This window comes from Solidesulfovibrio aerotolerans (assembly GCF_009856865.1).
GTDB classification, from domain to species: Bacteria; Desulfobacterota; Desulfovibrionia; order Desulfovibrionales; family Desulfovibrionaceae; genus Solidesulfovibrio; species Solidesulfovibrio aerotolerans.
The window spans coordinates 323,722-341,562 of the sequence record NZ_WVUD01000001.1 but is presented as its reverse complement, the minus strand read 5'-3'; the positions used below and the strand labels follow the sequence as shown (position 1 = coordinate 341,562).

The window sequence follows — 17,841 nt, the reverse complement described above, 5'->3', positions numbered from 1 at the left end:
TTTGCCGTACAAAATCGCACTAGAGAGCGTTGTCAATACGGCTGCGCTCGATGCTCGGCTGGAAGCTGAAGTCGAAGTTCCCAAGTCTCATGCCCGGTGGCAACCCGGAGAGCTTTGCGTGCCATGCGTATTCGCCGCTCTTCGCGGCGTTCGAGTTCCACAGTCAGCAACCGATTGACGACCGTGTGCGGAGCTTTTTTTATTATCTATTAAAAAATTATTCAATTGCGGACTTTTTTGCAGTAAAATGAACACAAGCCATCTTGACTGAAATATTTCCGGGGAAACGATCGGTTGGCTCGGGTTTTACCCTGCTTTCCCCGTCAAAATAAACTTGATAGCAAAGGCTTTCTTTGCATGTCTTGCCGCATCGCAACGATACATTCATTACGTGCCGCCACCATCCGCTTACCGGATTTTCGACAACGTCAATGTTTAACTCGGCAAATTCGCAATGTGAGCAAAGAGGCCCGAAAATGTCTTCTATCTCGAAAATCTCTTCTGCGACGTTGTAGCCTTCAACATAGGAGGACAAAGAGTCTTTGAATTGCTCAAGTAGCGCATTATCGAATTGCATGACGTTCCTCATGGATTGCTAGTTGTTGTGTTCCAATGATCGCTTTTTGCGATTCAATGATTTGAACTTTTTGCGCAATGCTCATGTTGTTTGAAAAAGTCCTATGTTTTGTTTCAAATTTTTTGTAATTTGGAATAAAACGCGTTATAAGCGAAAAACATTTTTTGACAAAATCAATAAAACCGTTATTTTTTTCGATTCTGTTGATAAAATTTTGTGGAAGCGGTTTGTTGTAGCGTTCTCCAAAAGCTTCACCGATTTTGCTCAGTTTATTGCAGTCCTCAGAAAGATTGTTCAAAGAGACAAAAAAATCATTTTTTTCAAATGTAAGATTTGAAGCAAATATTCTCCCGTCACTTGTTTCGTATGTTTGAAATTTGACAGAGAATCCAGCGACAAACAGACGATCAGTCGTATGTTGAATAGAAGTGTCAATAGTCATACTGGTACGAATGATGCTTTGAGCTTCAATAATGATTTTACGTTTCGGATATTGTACTTCGACTTGAATTTTCTTTTCTTGTGCCAAAGATGGCGAATTTAAATTACTATGAATAACTTCAGTCTCGACATCAAAGAATTCTTTATTTGTAATCTTTGGAGAAATCGCTTCATGATATTGTACAATATTCAAAAGATCGCATGAAAGATTGGCTTCTTCAATTGTTTGCCCAAACTTTGAACAAAGTTTAGAATAGCTATTTTTCCCTGGGATTTGAGAAATTTTGACCCGGTGCTCACCAGCAACAATCAAAGCACCGCCGCCGGCCCTTTCAACTTTCCAATTTTCACGTTTCAAATCATTCAAAAAATCTTTCCATGAAAGTGCATCAGAAACACTCTTTTTGAGAACATTTTTAATTTGTTTCAGTGAATAGTTCTCTGAAATCGGTTTTGCGGCGACAACATGCAAAGCCAGTTCGCAGGCAATTGCTGGTTCGGGCTTTTCTTGATCCGAAACGGGTTTCCCAAATTTTTTGTCAAGATTTTTCAATGAAAATTCATTCGGCAATGCGGAAAGTTTAAGAGACGTGCGGCCGGATCGCAAATAAGCGCCTTCTCGATTTTTCGGCCCCTTTTGAACACGTTCAAGAGAAATCGCTTTTTTTGCAAATAATTCAAAAGCTTCTTCCCAAGAACTTGATTTTTTAAGAACATCTATTGCAGTATTTCCTAAAATTCTTGCTGGATGGGGTTTATTGTGATGCGCTTCGTAAGTCAAAATGCGGGGACGTAATTTTAATTCGTTTTGAACGTTATTTCGTTCGACAAGTTGCAAATCAGAGCTATAAAGAGCGTTAGGCGTTGGCTCCCACCCCTGGTCGTGACAAATTTCCGCTTCGGCGCGTGCGCAACAAAATTCTTCGTGAGTATGAAGAATTTCTTTTTTTTTTCGAGTGCTTTTAAGCTGAACCATCCCTCCGAAATTTTTAATGTCTGGTCGAATTGGATCGGAATCAGGATCAATTCTTGAGACCAGAAGATGAACATGAGGATGCGGACGATCTCCATGTTCGACCCAAATGCAAGGATGATTCTTAAAACCAACGTTTTTGAGTAAAATATTGATAGCGTCTATTTTTTTCTCTTTAGTCGGAGTTTCGCCTGCTCGCCATGCGAGCATGTAATGACCAACCGCGTCACCCCTTCCTTTGTAAGATTTATCCAAAAGCTCTAATTCTTTACGGCCTTCGTCGAAAGAATTTCCAAAGGTATTAAGAGAACCTGACGCCAAAACGCGAACGTTTGTTTCAGATACTCCATTGGTTTTATCGAATTCGACGTCATCACATTGAGAGTCATTGGTCTTTTCTGAAATAAGATAAGCAGCCGAAGCTTTCGCACTTCGACGTGATTTGTCTTTTGTCTTAATTTTTTTGATTTTCATGATTAGACTCGATCGCCTCGCGAAGTGAAATCAAAGTCTCAAGAATTTCAGGAGCTAAATCACGATCATCTCGCATCATCAACTTGACCATGGCTCCGATCTTATTAAGAACGTTCACGGCAGATATTTCAATAGTAGATTTTATCTGTTTTCGTGTCGCTATTTCGCGCAGATAAGCACATATTGAAAGACCGGCTTTTTCAGCATTTAGCGTTATGGTTTGAAGATCGTTTTCGGAAACTTTTGTTCGCAATTGATATGGGTACTTTTGCATGACGCCCTCCGTTCAAATAAAGTTGATCATTTTAACTCAACATTAGAAAGCATTCTCAAGACACTTCACGTTCTGAATATGCTCTCGTTCAACACTAGCCGAGAACTTCCAAGCATCCTCAAGCACTCCAGGACAGTCTCAAGCAATGTCAAGCAAGTCCGAGCATTCCCAAGACATTCCCACGTACTTCCGAGAAAAATCCAAGCAAGTCCTAGCAAGGTGTCGTTCAAATGTCGTTCGAAAAAAGCATTTATTGCACAAATAATCGCTGCTGCGATCCAGGGGGCTTGGGGGGAACCCCCAACAAGTCGTCTCAAGGGCCATGAGCGCAGCGAGTGGGACTGGGACTGACTTGCCATTGCGATGTTTCATGAATAATAAATAACACAGTTAACCAGTACGTCAACTGCAAACTGACATTGTTACTACATTTCACAAAGTATTTTTACTGACTTTTGCTTGACAAGTGATATTATATTGATACAGTATTTACATTGCTTGCAATAAAATACTACGCAAGCTTACACAAAACAGGAGAAATTGAAATGAAGTCAAATTATGAGGCAAAAGTTCTAGAGCAAGCAGAATTTGCTTTGGATGCATTAATCCCTGGACATCAATCCATAGACAGATATATTGTAAAAAAATTAATTTCAAAAATTTGCTATTTAAGGTCAAAAGGCATTGATTACAGGACTATACACACTGCACTTTTAAAAAACAGCAAGTTTCATGTAAGTTACGGGTCGTTCATTTCTTATGTAAAACAGGAAATACTAAAAAACGATGAATTCTCCGCTTTTATGCCTAAACAATATGTTTCGGAACGAATTTGTGAGCGATAAAGTCAGGGATGGCAGGCCAAAGAAGAGAAACAATACGTAACCGCCGCGTCAGGAATGTAGATGTGACAAACAATGCTAAAAAGGCTGGCGCTTACCAGCCTTTCTTATTTCATCAACTCAATTAACTCTTTTCTCAATATATTCATTTTTTTATGTATTTCCAAAATTCTTGAATGTTTTCTGTGAACTGCTAAAAAATCTTCTTCAGTAGGCATTTCTAGTAAAACTTCTCTCAAATCATTAAGATTGATAGTCATAAGTCGGCTTCCAGCAGCTTTTGCTAACAAAACCTCCCGAATCTCTCGTTTCCTTATATAATAATAGAACCAAGTGCCATCCACGTTTTTTGGTCTAAGGATGCACAAGCTTTGACCACAAACTACGAATTCTTTATTTTGACCAATATACAGCCCGACTTGGCCCAAAGTCGATTCCGTGCCCCGAAATGAAAAAAGAATGTCTCCATCTCGAACTAAATATTTCTGCTGTTTTTTCTTCGGATCGATTTCAACCCACACATTTTCACTGACATCATCGACAAGCCCCGAAATTGTCCCAAAATCGGCTTGGACCACTTCCTGACACAAAACCCACCCATCACTCCCCGCAGCACGCTGACGGGGCAGTTGGCAGCGGATAACTTCCGCAATCTCACCAAGTGTTGTTTTCATGACCCTCCTTAAAATTTCTCTCAAAAAATATCAATGTACCTGCGCCCTAGATGTTGATTTTAAGGCAGTTGTGCTCTAAAACTGAATTCAGGGCGCTAATGCCCTAAAAAATGGCACTTCCCCCAAACACATCGAGGTATTCCCATGGCCGCCATCGGATTTTGCGTTAAAGCTCCGGAACGTATCAAAATCGAGCCAGCCGAGGACGCAATTGTCCGATTTGACAGCGGAGTGTCGATTTCCGAGCCGGAAGCATGTTACAATACGTTGATTTTGGGATCGACAGGCACGGGAAAAACGACAAGCGTGATTTTGCCTGCAATCGGAAACTTAATCGAAAAAGGCCACGCCGGATTAATCATTGATATTAAGGGAAATCTTACCGAGCAAGTGAAGATTTTGGCAAAAACCCGTGGAAGATTGGAAGATATTGTTGAACTCGGATCAAGCGCTAACGCTTTTAAAATTGATTTATTAAACGGACTTGAGATTAATGAAGTCCGTGAGCTATTAAGCATTATTACAACGTTCCAGTTTGGTAATTTGACACAAAATTTGGACTGGCACATGAAAGGAGTTAGTGTCGCGACGGAATGCATCGTTTTGTTGAAATATTTACATGAAAAACACGATACAATTCAACCAAATCTAAGATATTTAGTTGATATTCTGAACAACTGGCCTTTAGCGGCTCGCTTGTTCAACTATTTTAAGAAACATGTTTTTGACAGCAAAAACAAAGAACAAAGTGATTTTGTAAATAGAATTCAGTCTGATAATTTCAATCCACTTGTTTATGACAATAAAAAAAGTGGAAGTCATACTTATAACGAACAAACGACTTGGCGACTCACTGCTGTCAGAAATGGCCTGACAGAATTTCTTCAAAACTACGATATTGTTAAAAATTTCGCTTCAAACAAGAACTGTTTAAATATTGCTGATTTTATTTATGGACAAAAGAAAATTGTGGTTTTGAAATTTGACGGAACTTCGGGACAGGTTGGAGCTTGGCTGTCAAGATATATTCTGAGCACGTACTACAAAGCTGTTTTTGAAAATGGCTTGAAATTGGGAGCGGATGAGTACACTTTTTTCATTGGAGACGAGTTTCAAGAGTTTTGCAATTTTAATCCCGGAAATCGACTTAACGACAACGCGTTTGCAGCAAAATCCAGGGAATATAAGAATATCACAGTCGTCGGAACACAATCTATTTCTTCGCTGTCGAGTCGAGGTGCTAACGGCTCGGCTGTCATGGAATTTTTAAACAACATCAATAATCGGCTCTTTTTTTACTGCGATGATCCAATTACGCAAGATGTCACTAGAAGATATAACGAGACTGTTTTTTTAAACGAACTCAACCCTGGAAATTGTTTCGTTGTCAAATTTGATTCTAAAACACGTAGACACTTACAATATGTTGAAACTATGCAACAGGCTCACGATGCGTTAAAAAAGGAGCTGGCCGGCATTCCTGTGAGTGCCGAGAAAGAAATTGAAGAAGTTGACGAAGCTGCCAATTTGGAATCAATTCTTGAAACTTTAGAAGAAAATGATAAGGAAAAAGGAAAACAGATGACAACCTTGGAACCTCCGAAAGTTCCTGGGCGAATTGTTAGCAGAATGCGTTTTAATCAAGAAGATGATGATGAAGAACTTGAAGCAATGCAAAAAATGAAAGTTCCTGAAAATATGAGGAGAACAGTTGAAAGATTTCCGCATTTTTTCAAAACAGCCCAAAAGGGCGGAAGAGTGTCAATCCAAATTCCAAATGGATGGATCAACGCTTTCGAAAACGCTTTGACCGCTTTTGAAAGAACTGGATTAGAAATCGATATTTGCAACCTTCACGTTGGAAACGAGGGCGGACTGTGCCTCGGAATGAGCAATTCTGCAAACGTAAGCATTCTTGATGGGTTTTTAGAAACCACTTCGCAGTTATGTCCGATCTGTGGAAATGAATTAGAAAACAAGGCAAAGGTGTGCAAAAAATGCATGGAAGAATTTGAAATTTTTTCGCCCGGAAAATGAAAAGGGGGCCAGGAGGGCCAGGGCGGTCCCGAGATCGAAAATTTTGGTAAGTGAGAGCGGCGGGTTTTTGGGGACGGGGCGGGACCACTGCAAGACCGCCATCTACTTCTTCTGCGGCGGTCTGGACCTCTACCCAGTCAGCTCGCAGGTGGGGTTACCCACGGGAAACCCGGAAGAGCCATAAAATCAATGCTATCCGTCATGATTTGGAATCCTCAGACGTGTGCCGCGTTCTTCGGCTTCGTTGCTGGTCATGAAGGCGTTGGCGGATTTGAGGTCAGACTCAGCGCGTTCAAAGCCTGTCCAGTCGACTGCGAGTGAAAACCGTTGGGCGAAATCCAGCGTGCGAATGATCGGTTCAGCGCTGTTGCGGTTGGAAATCGCTTTAAGGGCGCTGAGATAGTTTTCACGGTAGACTGTGGGAACGAGAATGCGCTGCTCGCCTGCCGCAACTAGTTCCGCGTTCATCATGATGCGCGAGACGCGCCCGTTGCCGTCAGCAAAAGGGTGTACCTCGGAAACGAGAAACATCATGAAAACTGCACGTTGGAATGGCGTGGCAAGGGAGCGGCAGGCTTTGAACCCCTGATCGAGCGTTCCCCTCACGAGGTCGGGTGCGACGAACATGGTCATGCCCGCGCGGTTTGCCTCGGTTTTGTACTGGCCCGGCGCTTTGTCAGGGCGGGCTTGCATGATAGCGGCATGGCGACGCTTGAGAAGTCGCTCGAACTCGTCAAAGGATGTCGGGACTTGAACCATCTCGGTCATATCGGTGACAATGCGATAGGTGCTAATGATGTCGTGGGCATCTTGAGGGCGTGCCTTTGGGATTTTGCTTTCAAAGATGATGGCGGCGGCCTCATCGACGGCAAATTCGGTGCCTTCAATGAAGTTTGAGAAATAGGCTTCAAAAAAAGGAAGCGTCGCGCCGTCGTCAGGCAACGCAAGGCGTGTTTGTGGCGGTGTGCGATGAAGTTCCGTGCGGAGCATCTCGAACAGTTCGACGCGCAAAGGGTCGAAGGGGACACCCTTTTGCCGGGCGCGGGCGGCGGGCGTTTGAAGATGATCGTCTTGTGTGCTGAGAAGTGCGCCGACCATCCTATCAAGGTCAGTGAATTCCTTTTGCCGGTCGATCGTGGCCGCAATATGTCGCGCATCGTCGCGGAGACGGTTTAACGCGCCTTCGCCTGATTGGCGTAATATTTTGTCGAGGTGCTGTTCGATTTCTTTACGCGAAAGCGTACGCGAGACGGAGCCTCGGCTACGGCTGGCTGCAAAGTTGTCCAACAATGAACGCTCGGGCGAGGACAGACGCAAAACCCCCATGAACGGCAAGTCATTCGATTGAGCAGACGCTCCCTTTCGTGGCCGCAAAGTAAACCCAGGCAAAGAAACATCACTTTGCCCTTTCTGGGAAACAACAAATACGGAGCCGTCTTTCGCCGGGCCGCCCTCTAGGGCGGTGCGGTCGGCGATGATGGCATCAGGAAAGAATCCGGCTACGATTTGCCAGAGGTTTCGCCGTACGATGGTTTCGGGATCGCTTGTCAGGTCTCGGCTATAGAGCCGCGAGGCGAGTTTCCTGAGTTTACCGGCGCGGACGGATTTAGACGCCAGGTTCGTAGTCTCGGAGGTAGAGACAAACGTGTCGGGGAGATCGTCGAAAGATTTTTTTGTCATTAAGCACCGCGTGAGGGGCCGAAAGGCGATTTTTATTCTCTTAAGAATAATCCGAGGCGATTTTTTTCGCTATAGAAAAAAACATCAGTGACCCTGGGGCTTGGTTCCCCCCTAAGGGCTCCGCCCTCGCGCTCTACAAGGCCCTTCCGCCCAAAAAGACAGTTTTTCTTTCGCCAAGCGGCGCAAGAAAAATGCTTTTTGGGCCACCGCGAAGGGGGTGTGAAGCAGGAGTTAGCCGCCGGCCTGCGGCCGGCACCAAGGGTCGGGCTGTTGGAGCCAGCCTTCCGAGGCACCAGCCTCGGAAAAAGGCTAACAGCCGAACAGCCAAATCCGCCTTCGGGGAAGGGGGAGGTCAGCCGACAGCCGAACAGCCAAGGAGCCATCCCCGGGGACCCCTGCCCCGGGGATTCCCCGAGCCAACAGCCAACAGCCGGAAGACCGGCCTGGAATTTCAAGTAAATCGGTGGGATAAGGCGGTTTATGAACCCGAGCCCTTCGGCGACGGGTTCGGATTCAACAAATTCAATGGGTTATGTGGTTTTGGCTGTTCGCCTCCCTCCCCCTTCCCCGAGGGCTGGCTGTTGGCTGTTTTTACGGATCGGGACAGATGCCGGGTTTCGTGACAGCCCGTGACACCCCCTGTCACGGTTTTTGTCACTCTTAACATCAAGTATTTATTGGTTTTTCACCCTGCGTGACACCGTGACACCCTCTCCTTAATAGGGGTATGAAAATATTTTATTTATCTATCTGTCATAATTGATAATTCTAAAAAGTTCGCCCTCCCCCCGCGCGCGCATTTCTCCTTCTCCTCTTAGAAACCCCTGTCACGCTGTCACGCAACAAAAAAACCATGTTATTTCATATGCTTATGTGTGACAAAACCCGTGACAGGGGGTGTCACGGGTTGTCACGGTCCCTTCCTCCCCCACCCCTGACACGCTGTCACAAACAGAAAAGCCCCGGGCATACCGGGGCTTATGAGTGACCAAAAGCGTGACAGGTGGAGACACGCCGGTCACGGTATGCCATGGTATCAGTCGTCGTCGTCGTTGTCTTCGAACACGCCGATGATGCGATTTGTCCGTTTTTCGCATTCATCTAACACCTTCGTTGTCACAACGTGGTATCGCCGGCTATTACTACGCCCTTTTTCAATTCCAAGCGTTGCAAACGCCTCTAAAAGTCGGCTTTGATCGATTTTCAGCTTGGCTTTTTTGAACCAGCCTTCGAACACCTTTTTTTCGATTTTCCCTTCAAGCTGGCCAATTTCATGGATATGTTCCAGCAAAATTTCAGCGATGCGAGCGGCGTTAGTGTCGCCTGTTGCCGTTTTCGAATTTCCCTTTTTGTCAGGGATATATCGATACATTTTTTGGGCTTGGGCAAAAAAGTAGTCGCTCAAGGCAATGGCGTTGGTCATATCGCCGAACGTGATTTCGCCATCGGTCACGTCTCCGTCGCTGGCATGGCGCAAACAGTGCAGCAGCAGCGCCAGTCGCAAAGTTATGCCGCGCATTTTCATTGCAAATCCATGAATAGTCAAACCATACGTTTTTTTCATGATGGTATTGCTGAACGTATTGAATTCTTTCCGAGCCGCGTCATCGAGATCGATCGCAAGACCTCGCAAGCGACCGTCTTGATCTTCTTCCATAGCAAAGCCCAACATGACCCGAGTAATCCGGGTCAAATATTTTTCGACCCATTCCGAGATTTCCGGCATAGGCATAGGCGCAGGCGGTTGCGGCTGGCAATTAACGAACAAGAACCGCTCAGGCAATCCCTGGTGTAAATCATCATAAGTAAACACTTCAGGCAAGAGGTGCGGCTGAATACAACCGCAGATCGAAAAGGTAGCATTTTCGATATAAAGTTCGTTCGAAACACCATCTTTAGCTTTTCTGTTAACACAAATCGTCGCTCCATCCCAAGTTGATAAAAGACGGCGTTTCCCTTCGCTTGTGCCTTTTGCCGAATACCGATCTAATCCTGGAATAAAATTGTGAAATTCGTCAACGAGCCAGCATAACCCGCGAGGATTATCATAAAGAAGGTCCATGGCCGCTTCCATGGTCGTATCTGTTAAAACGTACTGAATATTTGGCGGACGTTTCGGCATTTCGTCTTTTTTCCCTGCATTGGGCGAACAATTCGGCGCTTCGCCTTTCTTGTCCTTGTTTCCTTCTTTGGAACTGCGCTTGCGAAATACGATCATGTCTTCTTCGTATTTGCGCCGATCCTCGCGATATTGCATTTTGGCAATCGCTTCCATTTTGGCGAGTTCGCTGAACACGAATTTCATTGTATGACTTTTACCCGTGCCGGTTTCAGCAGCAACGAGAAAATATAAGTTTCCTGGCTCTTGCCACGTTCTCGAATAACGCGCCGTTCTGGCTCGACCGATGCAAGAAGCACATAAGGAAAGGAAAAATGCACCGATCATATCTTGCGACACGCCTTTACTGGCAGCAATAGTCGCAATCGCTTCGCGCGCCTTTTCCGGGAAGACTTCCAGCGGCATTGGCGGCAATTTGCCGGCAAAATCATCATCGACGCCAAGGGGCGCGTCATCTTCCAGTTTTTGCGGGGCAAGTCCTCGGGCGGTTGGCGGAATATCGTCGTCCTCGGGATGGACTGCGCGAAGATGCGGCACTTTCATAGCCATATCGTTTCCCTTTCTCTTGACTTTTGCTCGGTTTTGGGCAACGAATGGCTCAACACGTTTGAGTGCCATTCGTTTTTCTTAGCCCCGGTTGCAGCCGGGGCTTTCCTTTTTCTTCACCATCTCAATAATTATTGTGAAATCAGATGCCTAACGCCCCCTTCCCGGCCTGGGCGGCGGCCTTGGTCTTGTTTTTCGAGCCAAAGGGCCGCCCCGGCCCCGGCCCCTTGCGCGGGGCTGGCGGCGTAGCAGGAGCGGGCGGGGTGGGGGCTAAAGCTCTGTCATTGAGCAGATAAGCGAGGACATCGGCTGTACGAAATCGCCAGTTCCGGCCGTCTGTGACACTGATACGGCTAAACGGCAGTGTACCGGCTTTGGCACGCAATCTAACTGTCTGTGCATGTACGCCCAGCGACGATGCAACCTGATCGACGCCAAGCGTAAGAGGAAGATTTTTGACGTTTAAAGCACGCCGCAACTCTTTAACAAGAAGCGCAGTCGCGGCAGGAATTGAAGCGGTATCGTCGTGCATAGCACCCTCGATGGGTGCCTGTGCGGGGGCGGGAGAATGCAAAAAGCCCCGGTAAAGCACAGGCCAAAACCCTTAACCCCCTTTTCAAGGGGTCATGGTTGGACCTGATGCTTTCCGAGGCTTGTTAGCTTGCTGCTACATGCAGCGTCATTTTCTCGTCATTATGCCGAGCTAACAATCTACTCAGTGGGTGGAGCAGCAGCTTGCAGTTTATCCCGTTAAGCGCCGTCGCTTAGCGGGTTTAATAAGATGTTTCTAATCCGCTGCACTCAGACTGCCACTTTACGTACAGTGGTGCGCCAGCATGCCCCCCGGGTCGGCGGGGTCATGTCTCTACCCACCTCCCCATTACAACACTAACCTAAACGTATCAAGTGGAATCTATTCGTCACCCTCTTTTTCTGTCAAATCGCTGAAATTCCAATACATTTTTTCAACACAGGCTTTGGTCAGGGTTGGGTCAAGGTCCGCATAACGCTCTGTCATTGCTAGACTTTGATGCCCCATTAGCTTCATGATTGTGTATAGCGATACACTTTGCATCGCCAACCAACTTGCGAACGTGTGCCGCAAGGCGTGGAAGTCGATTTTTTGCGCCGGATTTTTATATCTGCGAGGCACTTCGTTAAAACCTAACTTTTGGATAACGGTTTTATAAATTTGTGGAACAGAAACCCATTTTTCACCGCGAGCATTTTTAAACACTAGTTCATCTGGCTTTGGTTCTTCATGTAGGCGTTTTTTTCTCTCTGCCAACATTTCACGAATGATTGAAATATTAAGATGAATCCCGTAAGCCCGCCCGCCCTTGGGGTTTCGAGCGTAAGCCTGTTCTTTATTAGCTACTTCGCCCCAAGTTAATGAAGCAATATCACCAAAACGCAAACCGGAAAACAATGCCACAACGGCCATACCATAAGCATCATTTGCGCTTTGGCCTTTGATTGCCATTTTGTGCTGTTTGTAAAACTCTCGCCAGTTCCGAAGCGTTTCAAGCATAAGCTTTGCTTCTTCAGTATCTAAAAAGCAGGTTTTTTTATTGTTAATTCGAAGCCTATCTTTCTTGACCCCTTTGCCCGGAAACATCGGCAATTCCATGTTTCTTTTTACAGAATGGTACATTTTAGCATCGTTCCAAAGGGCTTGCAGCGTGACGTAAATATTTCTCTGTGTTTTTTGTGAAAGCCCTTCTTCCCTCGCTCTATCTAACATTTTGTTAACATCAATATAGGTCAATTCTTGAAGCGGAATGTTTCCGACAACCGGACGAATCCAATTTTCAAAAATGCCCGAAATTGATTTGTTATTATGCGCGGAACCATCTTTTTGTCTTTCCGGCCAATAAACATTGATCCAATAATTTTCGATTGTGTTTGATCGTGTAAATTCATCAGCGGCGAGCAGCCGTTTGCGCTCCTGCTCCTCCTTTATTTTATCTGCCTTTGCCTCTTCCTGGGCCACCCCTTCCATCTCTGCCCAGGTCTGGGGGCCTGCACCGAGTTTCCGGTTTTCGCGCAACTGACTGACAACGACAATAGCCCGTTCCTGGCTCATAGCTCCCAGATAGTCTGTGATCCGCGTCCCGTTGACCATCTGCCGGAACATCCAGGTTTTGCCATCCTGGCCGTAGTCACGGTAAAAAAGGGCCGAGACGCCGGCCAGCGGTTCCCATTTTTGGCTCATTTTGATAACTCCCGGGCTGGTGGCAGTGGTGGCAATTTGGTGGCAATCTTTATCCTAACCTTGACTAACCGTCACGCACCAAAATTGACCTAGACTAACCAAGGCTAACAATATGCCTGTCAGAACAACCACTTGCCAAAACGACTTCTAGGAATTACCTACATTTACGGGGTTTAGAAGTCAACTCATCGGGCTCATAACCCGAAGATCGTGGGTTCAAATCCCACCCCCGCAACCAGAAAGTTCAAGGGCTTACGAAGGTAACTTCGTAAGCCCTTTTTCTTTTTCCGCGCTATTCCCAACAGATACGGTCGAAGCCGCTGGCAGTGCTGCCACCGGGCGCGGTGCGGCCCCAGCGCTGGCACGACTCGATCCCAAGGCCAGGCCACGCGCCGGTCTTGGACGCGCTCAAGCACTACGAGAAATCAGATCAGGCAATGGGCCAAGGGCCACGCTCTTTTGTGGCCCCTGGCCCATTGCTTCAATCTACCTGACCAGCACCCCCACGCCACAGCGCCCTCCCTTCTGCCTCCCCTGCGGCCACAGCCCTGCAGACGTTCATATATCCCTGCTTTCCACCTTGGGGCGTAGGCGCAGCAGCCTCGCCCGGGGGCTTCCAGGCGCATCGGCCTTCGGATATATGGAAAGGGCATAGTCTAAGGGGGTCGAGGACGATGTCCACGCACCAGCAGGCCCAGGCGGGTGCGTCTTTCTTCGTGGCGAGAGGCAATATTCACCTGAATCTGCAGCTCCACGCTGACGTTTAATTTGGCGGCCCATCATCCGGCCGACAGCGCACGGCATCGATTTTCCAGCGCCCATTCTCGTAAAGCATCTCAAACACGGCGGCTCTCTGTGCTTCTCCGGGCCATATGTAGGAAATGACCGCCTTGGCGTCGTCGGAGGAATCGGCCCGGTACAAGTACGGCGTCTCGGCCTGATCTTGAGCGCAGGTCAAAGGATTGTAATCCAGACCGCAAATCTCTCCCTTGAGATATTTCCCTTTGCAGTTTTCCTTGACGGCCTTTTTCTCCATCTCGGCCATGACACTCAAGAAATGCTTGGTAAAATATCCGACGTACCCTTTGTCAGCTCTTGGCTTGTACCACGGGGTATGCAGCACAAAGTCCAACAGATTGGCGTCCTTTTCGGACGCGCGAAGCACCCGCTCCAGGGTCTTCTCGGCGTCGCTTGCAGCCAGGTGGTAGGCTGAGAGGTTTGGCTTGGGGCCGTCCCGGACTTGTCCAGATGCCATGGCAGCAAACGCGCCAAGACCAAGCAGGAGGAGTTGGAACACAACTATCAAACGGACGGATTTCATATACGCTTCCTTATTCCACACTGGGGTCTTTGACACGCAAAGGCATGAACAGCATTGCCCACCACTGTACTGTCATATTCAAAGCACCCCTTACTGATTTGGGCAAGTAAAAATTATGGACCCGGCGTCGCAATGAATTCCGATGGTGACGGATGGCACCCCCCTCAGCCAAGGCGGCACTTCCCAGGCTCTCCTTGATCGGCTATTTGGAAATATCCGACTGCTGGAGGAGCCGCATGAAAAAAAACTATTTCATTCTGGTATTGTACGTCACAGCACTCATCCTTGGCCCGTCCCCCTGGTTTCAAAACGCGCTGGCCCAGAAAATTGCCGCCAGCACGCGTTACGACACCACCAAAGAAAGGATCGGCGGCCTTCGCCTTGGCCTCTTGGAAAGTGACACCGTCGCCAGCATCCCCTGTTCCCCAAAAAAGCTCAAAGAAATCTATGAAGGCGCGACCGGCGACTCTGTACAGACATGGCAGTTCGCTGCGTGCGGTATCGTTCTGAAGATGAGCTCCCCAAAAAAGGGTGCACCGAAATCGATCGCGGCGATTACACTTACCAAGCCCGCCACTTTCGCTACAGGTCGGGGGATTCGCATCGGAAGCACGGAACAAGAGGTACTAGCCGCCTACGGTCGCTACCGTGACACCGATGGCGATACACAAAAGGGAAAATGATTCGTGGCCGGCTCTGTTTATGACGGGATTATCTTTGATTTCCAGAATGGCACAGTAGTCAGGATATTTCTCGGTGCAGCAGCGGAATAATGAATATTTTTAACGTCCCTTGTTGGTACCGGCGCGTACATATTGATTCCGAGAAAGGACACTCAATGAGATATCTCTTTGCAGCCGGCCGTGGCGGCCATTCCAGTCGGGGGCTGGCCGCCACCTGGAATCGACACGCAGTCTTGAGCAGAGAATCCGAAAACATGGAACGGGCTCTCACGATTTGACCAACCCGCCTTCTGCGCCTATTGTTGCGATACTGTTTCTTCGAACCTCTTTCCTGGCTGGAGGTTTTCTTGAAACTGGCCGTGGCTGGAAAAGGAGGCGTGGGCAAAACGACCCTTGCCGCCTGGATTGGCGATTACCTCGCCCGATGTGGCCGGGAAACCTGGCTCGTGGACGCCGACACGGCCCTCTCCCTTGGTTCGGCTCTCGGCCTTGCGCCGCAGAACATCCCCCCGCCCCTTGTCCTGGACGAAACCCTCATCCGGGAACGCGTGGGCAGCGGGTTCATCAATTTGAGCCCCGAGGTGGCCGACCTGCCGGAGCGCCTGCGGGTGCGCCTTGGCAACCTGAGTCTGCTCGTCATGGGTTCGGTGGCAGGAGCCGGCGGCGGCTGCGCCTGCGAAGCCAATGCCTTGCTCAAGGCGCTTTTGGCCCATCTGCTGCTGGATCGAACCCAAGACCTCATCGTTGACCTCGAAGCCGGCGTGGAGCATCTGGGACGGGGCACCGTGGCCGACGTCGATGGGCTGATCGTCGTGGCCGAACCGAGTTGGCGAAGCCTGGCCGTGGCCGCCCAGATCGCCGGTCTGGCGGCCGAACTGGGTCTGGTCCGCCAGGCCTTGGTCCTCAACCGTGCCCCGCAGGGGACGACGCTGCCGGACATCCCCGGCCTTCCTCCCCTGGCCGCTTCTTTCCCGCTGTTTTCGAGCTTGTCCGAGCGCCAACTCACTTCTCCGTCCGTTTTACAGCTGTCCCAGCGCGACAGCATCGACCAGGGCTGTCGCGCCGTCCTGAACGCTCTGGCCGACCCGGCGGCCTGCGACGCAGGGGGCGGGCCGGAACTTCAACCGCCGAGGTAGCTATGCGCTATGTTGTCGTCGGTCTGCACGCGGCCGGTCGCAGCGCCTGCCAGTGGCTTCGCAAGGCCAGTCCCGCCGCCGAAATTATCGGCGTGGACCCATCTCCCCTGCCCGTCTACTCCCGCCCGCTGATCAGCTACGTCCTGGCCGGCGAGATGGCCCCGCCCGGCATGGGCGTGGCGGACGACGATTTCTGGAATCGTCTCGGCGTCTCGGTCCTTGCGGACAAGGCCGTCGGCCTTGAGGCCGGCCATGGCCGGCTGCTTCTGAAGTCGGGCCAGGAACTGGCCTACGACCGTCTGCTTTTGGCCTGCGGCGCGCGGCCGCGCCCGGTTGAAACGGCTGGCGACGCGGCCGGCGAAGTCTGCTTTTTCAGAGGCCGGCGCGATCTGGACAAGGTTCTGGCCCGGGTGCGTCCGGGCGGGACGGCTGCGGTCCTCGGCGGCGGTCTGGTGGGCTTCAAACTCACCATGGGATTGCTCAAACGCGGCATGCAGGTGACCCTGATCGTGACCTCGCCCCGCCCCCTGTCGCTCAACGTCGACGCGTATGTGGGCCAGTGGGTGGGGGAACGCCTGCAAAACACGCCGGGCGTCACACTCTTGACCAGCACCTCGGTGACCTCCATCGACACCGGGACGGACAAGCCGCTGCGCCTCGCCCTGGACTCGGGCGCGGCCCTGGACGTGGATCTGGTCGCGGCCGGCAAGGGGGTGCTCCCCAATACGGGCTGGCTCGCCGACAGCGGCCTGGAGTGCGATTACGGCGTACTCGCGGACGCCTTCCTCAGGTCGTCCGACGAGCGGGTGTATGTTGCCGGCGATCTGGCCCAGGCCCCGGACATCGTGCATGGGGATCGGCGCACCAATGCCGTCTGGCCGGTGGCGGTGGAGCAAGGGCGTGTGGCCGCACTCAACATGGCCGGCCTTCGGGCAGAATACGCCGGGAGTCTGGCCATGAACGCCATCCCGGTTTTCGGCTCGCGCATGATCTCGGTGGGGCTGGTCAACCCCTCCCTGACCCGGGGCTGCGATTTTGTGGATGTCGGCACGCCGCGCGGCTCCTATCTCAAGCTGGTCTTTCGCGAGGAGCGTCTGGTCGGTGCGGTGGGACTGGACGCCCCCCCCCGGCTGGGGGAACTGGCCTTTGCCGTCAAACGCGGGCTGCGTCGTCGCGACATCCCGGCCGGCTGGCTGGCCAACGTCCAAAACGCCGCGCCGCTGGCCGCTCCGGGCGGCGCTCTGGTCGGAAACGCCCGTTTCGGTTGAGTTGCGGCCGCCGCCCGGCGGCCTGTCCGATCCGCAAGGAGGAACCATGCTCAAAAAAACCGTCATCGTCCGGCCCGAACTGTGCGTGGGCTGCATGCAGTGCATGATCCGATGCGCGCAGGCCCATTCCCAGTCCAAATCCCTGGCCTGCGCCATCCGCGAGGAAATCCTGGCCAAGCCGCGCATCCATCTTGGCGTGGGGCCGGAAAACAAACCCTTCCCCAACAAGTGCCGCCACTGCGAACCCGCCCCCTGCCAGGAAGCCTGCATGCCCTGGGCGATTCGCGACGATATTGCCCAGGGCCTTAAAATTGTGGACCCGACGCGGTGCATCGGTTGCGGCATGTGCGCCATGGCCTGCCCGTACTACGTCATTCGTTTTTACCAGGACGCGGGCGCTCCGGAACGGCCAAGCGTGGCCGTCAAATGCGACGGCTGCCATGAGCGCGTGGCGGCAGGGGCGATCCCGGCCTGCGTTGCCGCCTGCAAGACAGGGGCGCTCACGTTTGACGAGGTGAACCTGTATCTCAAGCAAGGCACGAACCGACTGGCCAACGCCGTGTACGGCGTCAAGGCCTGAT

The 17,841-nt window shown here is 50.1% G+C and carries 15 protein-coding genes and 1 tRNA gene; 7 read left to right on the top strand and 9 right to left on the bottom strand.

The window, feature by feature from the left end:
* Nucleotides 1-217: 217 nt before the first annotated feature.
* The 3 genes from GTA51_RS01505 to GTA51_RS01495 are packed head-to-tail and all read right to left on the bottom strand — an operon-like array spanning nucleotide 218 to nucleotide 2,739.
* Complete coding sequence (locus GTA51_RS01505) at nucleotides 218-577, bottom strand: hypothetical protein (RefSeq protein WP_160958074.1); 360 nt, start codon at nucleotides 575-577, stop codon at nucleotides 218-220.
* Entirely contained in the window at nucleotides 564-2,465 is a 1,902-nt protein-coding gene (locus GTA51_RS01500) for a relaxase/mobilization nuclease domain-containing protein (protein WP_160958072.1), read from the bottom strand. The genes GTA51_RS01505 and GTA51_RS01500 overlap by 14 nt, the downstream gene beginning before the upstream one ends.
* Nucleotides 2,446-2,739, bottom strand: a complete 294-nt coding sequence (locus tag GTA51_RS01495) for a plasmid mobilization protein (RefSeq protein ID WP_160958071.1) — start codon at nucleotides 2,737-2,739, stop codon at nucleotides 2,446-2,448. Before GTA51_RS01495 ends, GTA51_RS01500 begins: the two co-directional genes overlap by 20 nt.
* Before the next feature lie 545 nt (nucleotides 2,740-3,284).
* Between GTA51_RS01495 and GTA51_RS01490 the strand changes: the two genes are divergently transcribed.
* The gene (locus GTA51_RS01490) at nucleotides 3,285-3,584 is read left to right on the top strand and encodes a hypothetical protein (RefSeq protein ID WP_160958069.1); all 300 of its coding nucleotides are present in this window, start codon (nucleotides 3,285-3,287) and stop codon (nucleotides 3,582-3,584) included.
* Nucleotides 3,585-3,688: 104 nt separating this feature from the next.
* Here the strand turns inward: GTA51_RS01490 and GTA51_RS01485 are convergent, their stop codons facing one another.
* Nucleotides 3,689-4,255, bottom strand: coding sequence for a restriction endonuclease subunit S (locus GTA51_RS01485; protein ID WP_160958067.1), 567 nt, complete (start codon nucleotides 4,253-4,255; stop codon nucleotides 3,689-3,691).
* Between the two features lie 144 nt (nucleotides 4,256-4,399).
* Between GTA51_RS01485 and GTA51_RS01480 the strand changes: the two genes are divergently transcribed.
* Nucleotides 4,400-6,292 (top strand): type IV secretory system conjugative DNA transfer family protein, encoded by a 1,893-nt coding sequence (locus tag GTA51_RS01480; RefSeq protein WP_160958066.1) that lies wholly within the window; start codon nucleotides 4,400-4,402, stop codon nucleotides 6,290-6,292.
* A 192-nt stretch (nucleotides 6,293-6,484) separates the two neighbouring features.
* Here the strand turns inward: GTA51_RS01480 and GTA51_RS01475 are convergent, their stop codons facing one another.
* The 4 genes from GTA51_RS01475 to GTA51_RS01460 all read right to left on the bottom strand — a co-directional run bounded on the left by GTA51_RS01475 (nucleotide 6,485) and on the right by GTA51_RS01460 (nucleotide 12,852).
* The gene (locus tag GTA51_RS01475; protein WP_160958064.1) at nucleotides 6,485-7,972 is read right to left on the bottom strand and encodes a Fic family protein; all 1,488 of its coding nucleotides are present in this window, start codon (nucleotides 7,970-7,972) and stop codon (nucleotides 6,485-6,487) included.
* A 1,036-nt stretch (nucleotides 7,973-9,008) separates the two neighbouring features.
* Nucleotides 9,009-10,709, bottom strand: coding sequence for a DUF3987 domain-containing protein (locus tag GTA51_RS01470; protein ID WP_160958062.1), 1,701 nt, complete (start codon nucleotides 10,707-10,709; stop codon nucleotides 9,009-9,011).
* Nucleotides 10,710-10,779: 70 nt separating this feature from the next.
* Entirely contained in the window at nucleotides 10,780-11,169 is a 390-nt protein-coding gene (locus GTA51_RS01465; RefSeq protein ID WP_160958061.1) for a helix-turn-helix domain-containing protein, read from the bottom strand.
* Nucleotides 11,170-11,550: 381 nt separating this feature from the next.
* Nucleotides 11,551-12,852: a tyrosine-type recombinase/integrase gene (locus GTA51_RS01460; RefSeq protein ID WP_160958059.1), complete on the bottom strand. Its 1,302-nt coding sequence runs from the start codon at nucleotides 12,850-12,852 to the stop codon at nucleotides 11,551-11,553.
* A 165-nt stretch (nucleotides 12,853-13,017) separates the two neighbouring features.
* Here GTA51_RS01460 and GTA51_RS01455 point away from each other — a divergent pair.
* A tRNA-Met gene (locus GTA51_RS01455) sits at nucleotides 13,018-13,090 on the top strand.
* A 525-nt stretch (nucleotides 13,091-13,615) separates the two neighbouring features.
* Here the strand turns inward: GTA51_RS01455 and GTA51_RS01450 are convergent.
* Nucleotides 13,616-14,173, bottom strand: coding sequence for a YqhG/Tai3 family protein (locus GTA51_RS01450; protein ID WP_160958057.1), 558 nt, complete (start codon nucleotides 14,171-14,173; stop codon nucleotides 13,616-13,618).
* 236 nt (nucleotides 14,174-14,409) lie between these two features.
* Here GTA51_RS01450 and GTA51_RS01445 point away from each other — a divergent pair, with 236 nt between their 5' ends.
* The 4 genes from GTA51_RS01445 (at nucleotide 14,410) to GTA51_RS01430 (ending at nucleotide 17,840) form a co-directional block, all read left to right on the top strand.
* Nucleotides 14,410-14,856, top strand: coding sequence for a hypothetical protein (locus GTA51_RS01445; protein WP_160958056.1), 447 nt, complete (start codon nucleotides 14,410-14,412; stop codon nucleotides 14,854-14,856).
* 347 nt (nucleotides 14,857-15,203) lie between these two features.
* The gene (locus GTA51_RS01440; RefSeq protein WP_160958054.1) at nucleotides 15,204-15,992 is read left to right on the top strand and encodes an ATP-binding protein; all 789 of its coding nucleotides are present in this window, start codon (nucleotides 15,204-15,206) and stop codon (nucleotides 15,990-15,992) included.
* 2 nt (nucleotides 15,993-15,994) lie between these two features.
* Complete coding sequence (locus tag GTA51_RS01435; protein ID WP_160958052.1) at nucleotides 15,995-17,260, top strand: NAD(P)/FAD-dependent oxidoreductase; 1,266 nt, start codon at nucleotides 15,995-15,997, stop codon at nucleotides 17,258-17,260.
* 46 nt (nucleotides 17,261-17,306) lie between these two features.
* Nucleotides 17,307-17,840, top strand: a complete 534-nt coding sequence (locus GTA51_RS01430) for a 4Fe-4S dicluster domain-containing protein (protein ID WP_160958050.1) — start codon at nucleotides 17,307-17,309, stop codon at nucleotides 17,838-17,840.
* The last annotated feature ends 1 nt before the right edge of the window (nucleotide 17,841 follow it).

Excerpts from the sequence above, each read along its gene's own strand:
- GTA51_RS01505 (WP_160958074.1), bottom strand. The coding sequence starts at position 577 with ATGCAATTCGATAATGCGCTACTTGAGCAATTCAAAGACTCTTTGTCC.
- GTA51_RS01500 (WP_160958072.1), bottom strand. The coding sequence starts at position 2,465 with ATGAAAATCAAAAAAATTAAGACAAAAGACAAATCACGTCGAAGTGCG.
- GTA51_RS01495 (WP_160958071.1), bottom strand. The coding sequence starts at position 2,739 with ATGCAAAAGTACCCATATCAATTGCGAACAAAAGTTTCCGAAAACGAT.
- GTA51_RS01490 (WP_160958069.1), top strand. The coding sequence starts at position 3,285 with ATGAAGTCAAATTATGAGGCAAAAGTTCTAGAGCAAGCAGAATTTGCT.
- GTA51_RS01485 (WP_160958067.1), bottom strand. The coding sequence starts at position 4,255 with ATGAAAACAACACTTGGTGAGATTGCGGAAGTTATCCGCTGCCAACTG.
- GTA51_RS01480 (WP_160958066.1), top strand. The coding sequence starts at position 4,400 with ATGGCCGCCATCGGATTTTGCGTTAAAGCTCCGGAACGTATCAAAATC.
- GTA51_RS01475 (WP_160958064.1), bottom strand. The coding sequence starts at position 7,972 with ATGACAAAAAAATCTTTCGACGATCTCCCCGACACGTTTGTCTCTACC.
- GTA51_RS01470 (WP_160958062.1), bottom strand. The coding sequence starts at position 10,709 with ATGGCACTCAAACGTGTTGAGCCATTCGTTGCCCAAAACCGAGCAAAA.
- GTA51_RS01465 (WP_160958061.1), bottom strand. The coding sequence starts at position 11,169 with ATGCACGACGATACCGCTTCAATTCCTGCCGCGACTGCGCTTCTTGTT.
- GTA51_RS01460 (WP_160958059.1), bottom strand. The coding sequence starts at position 12,852 with ATGAGCCAAAAATGGGAACCGCTGGCCGGCGTCTCGGCCCTTTTTTAC.
- GTA51_RS01450 (WP_160958057.1), bottom strand. The coding sequence starts at position 14,173 with ATGAAATCCGTCCGTTTGATAGTTGTGTTCCAACTCCTCCTGCTTGGT.
- GTA51_RS01445 (WP_160958056.1), top strand. The coding sequence starts at position 14,410 with ATGAAAAAAAACTATTTCATTCTGGTATTGTACGTCACAGCACTCATC.
- GTA51_RS01435 (WP_160958052.1), top strand. The coding sequence starts at position 15,995 with ATGCGCTATGTTGTCGTCGGTCTGCACGCGGCCGGTCGCAGCGCCTGC.
- GTA51_RS01430 (WP_160958050.1), top strand. The coding sequence starts at position 17,307 with ATGCTCAAAAAAACCGTCATCGTCCGGCCCGAACTGTGCGTGGGCTGC.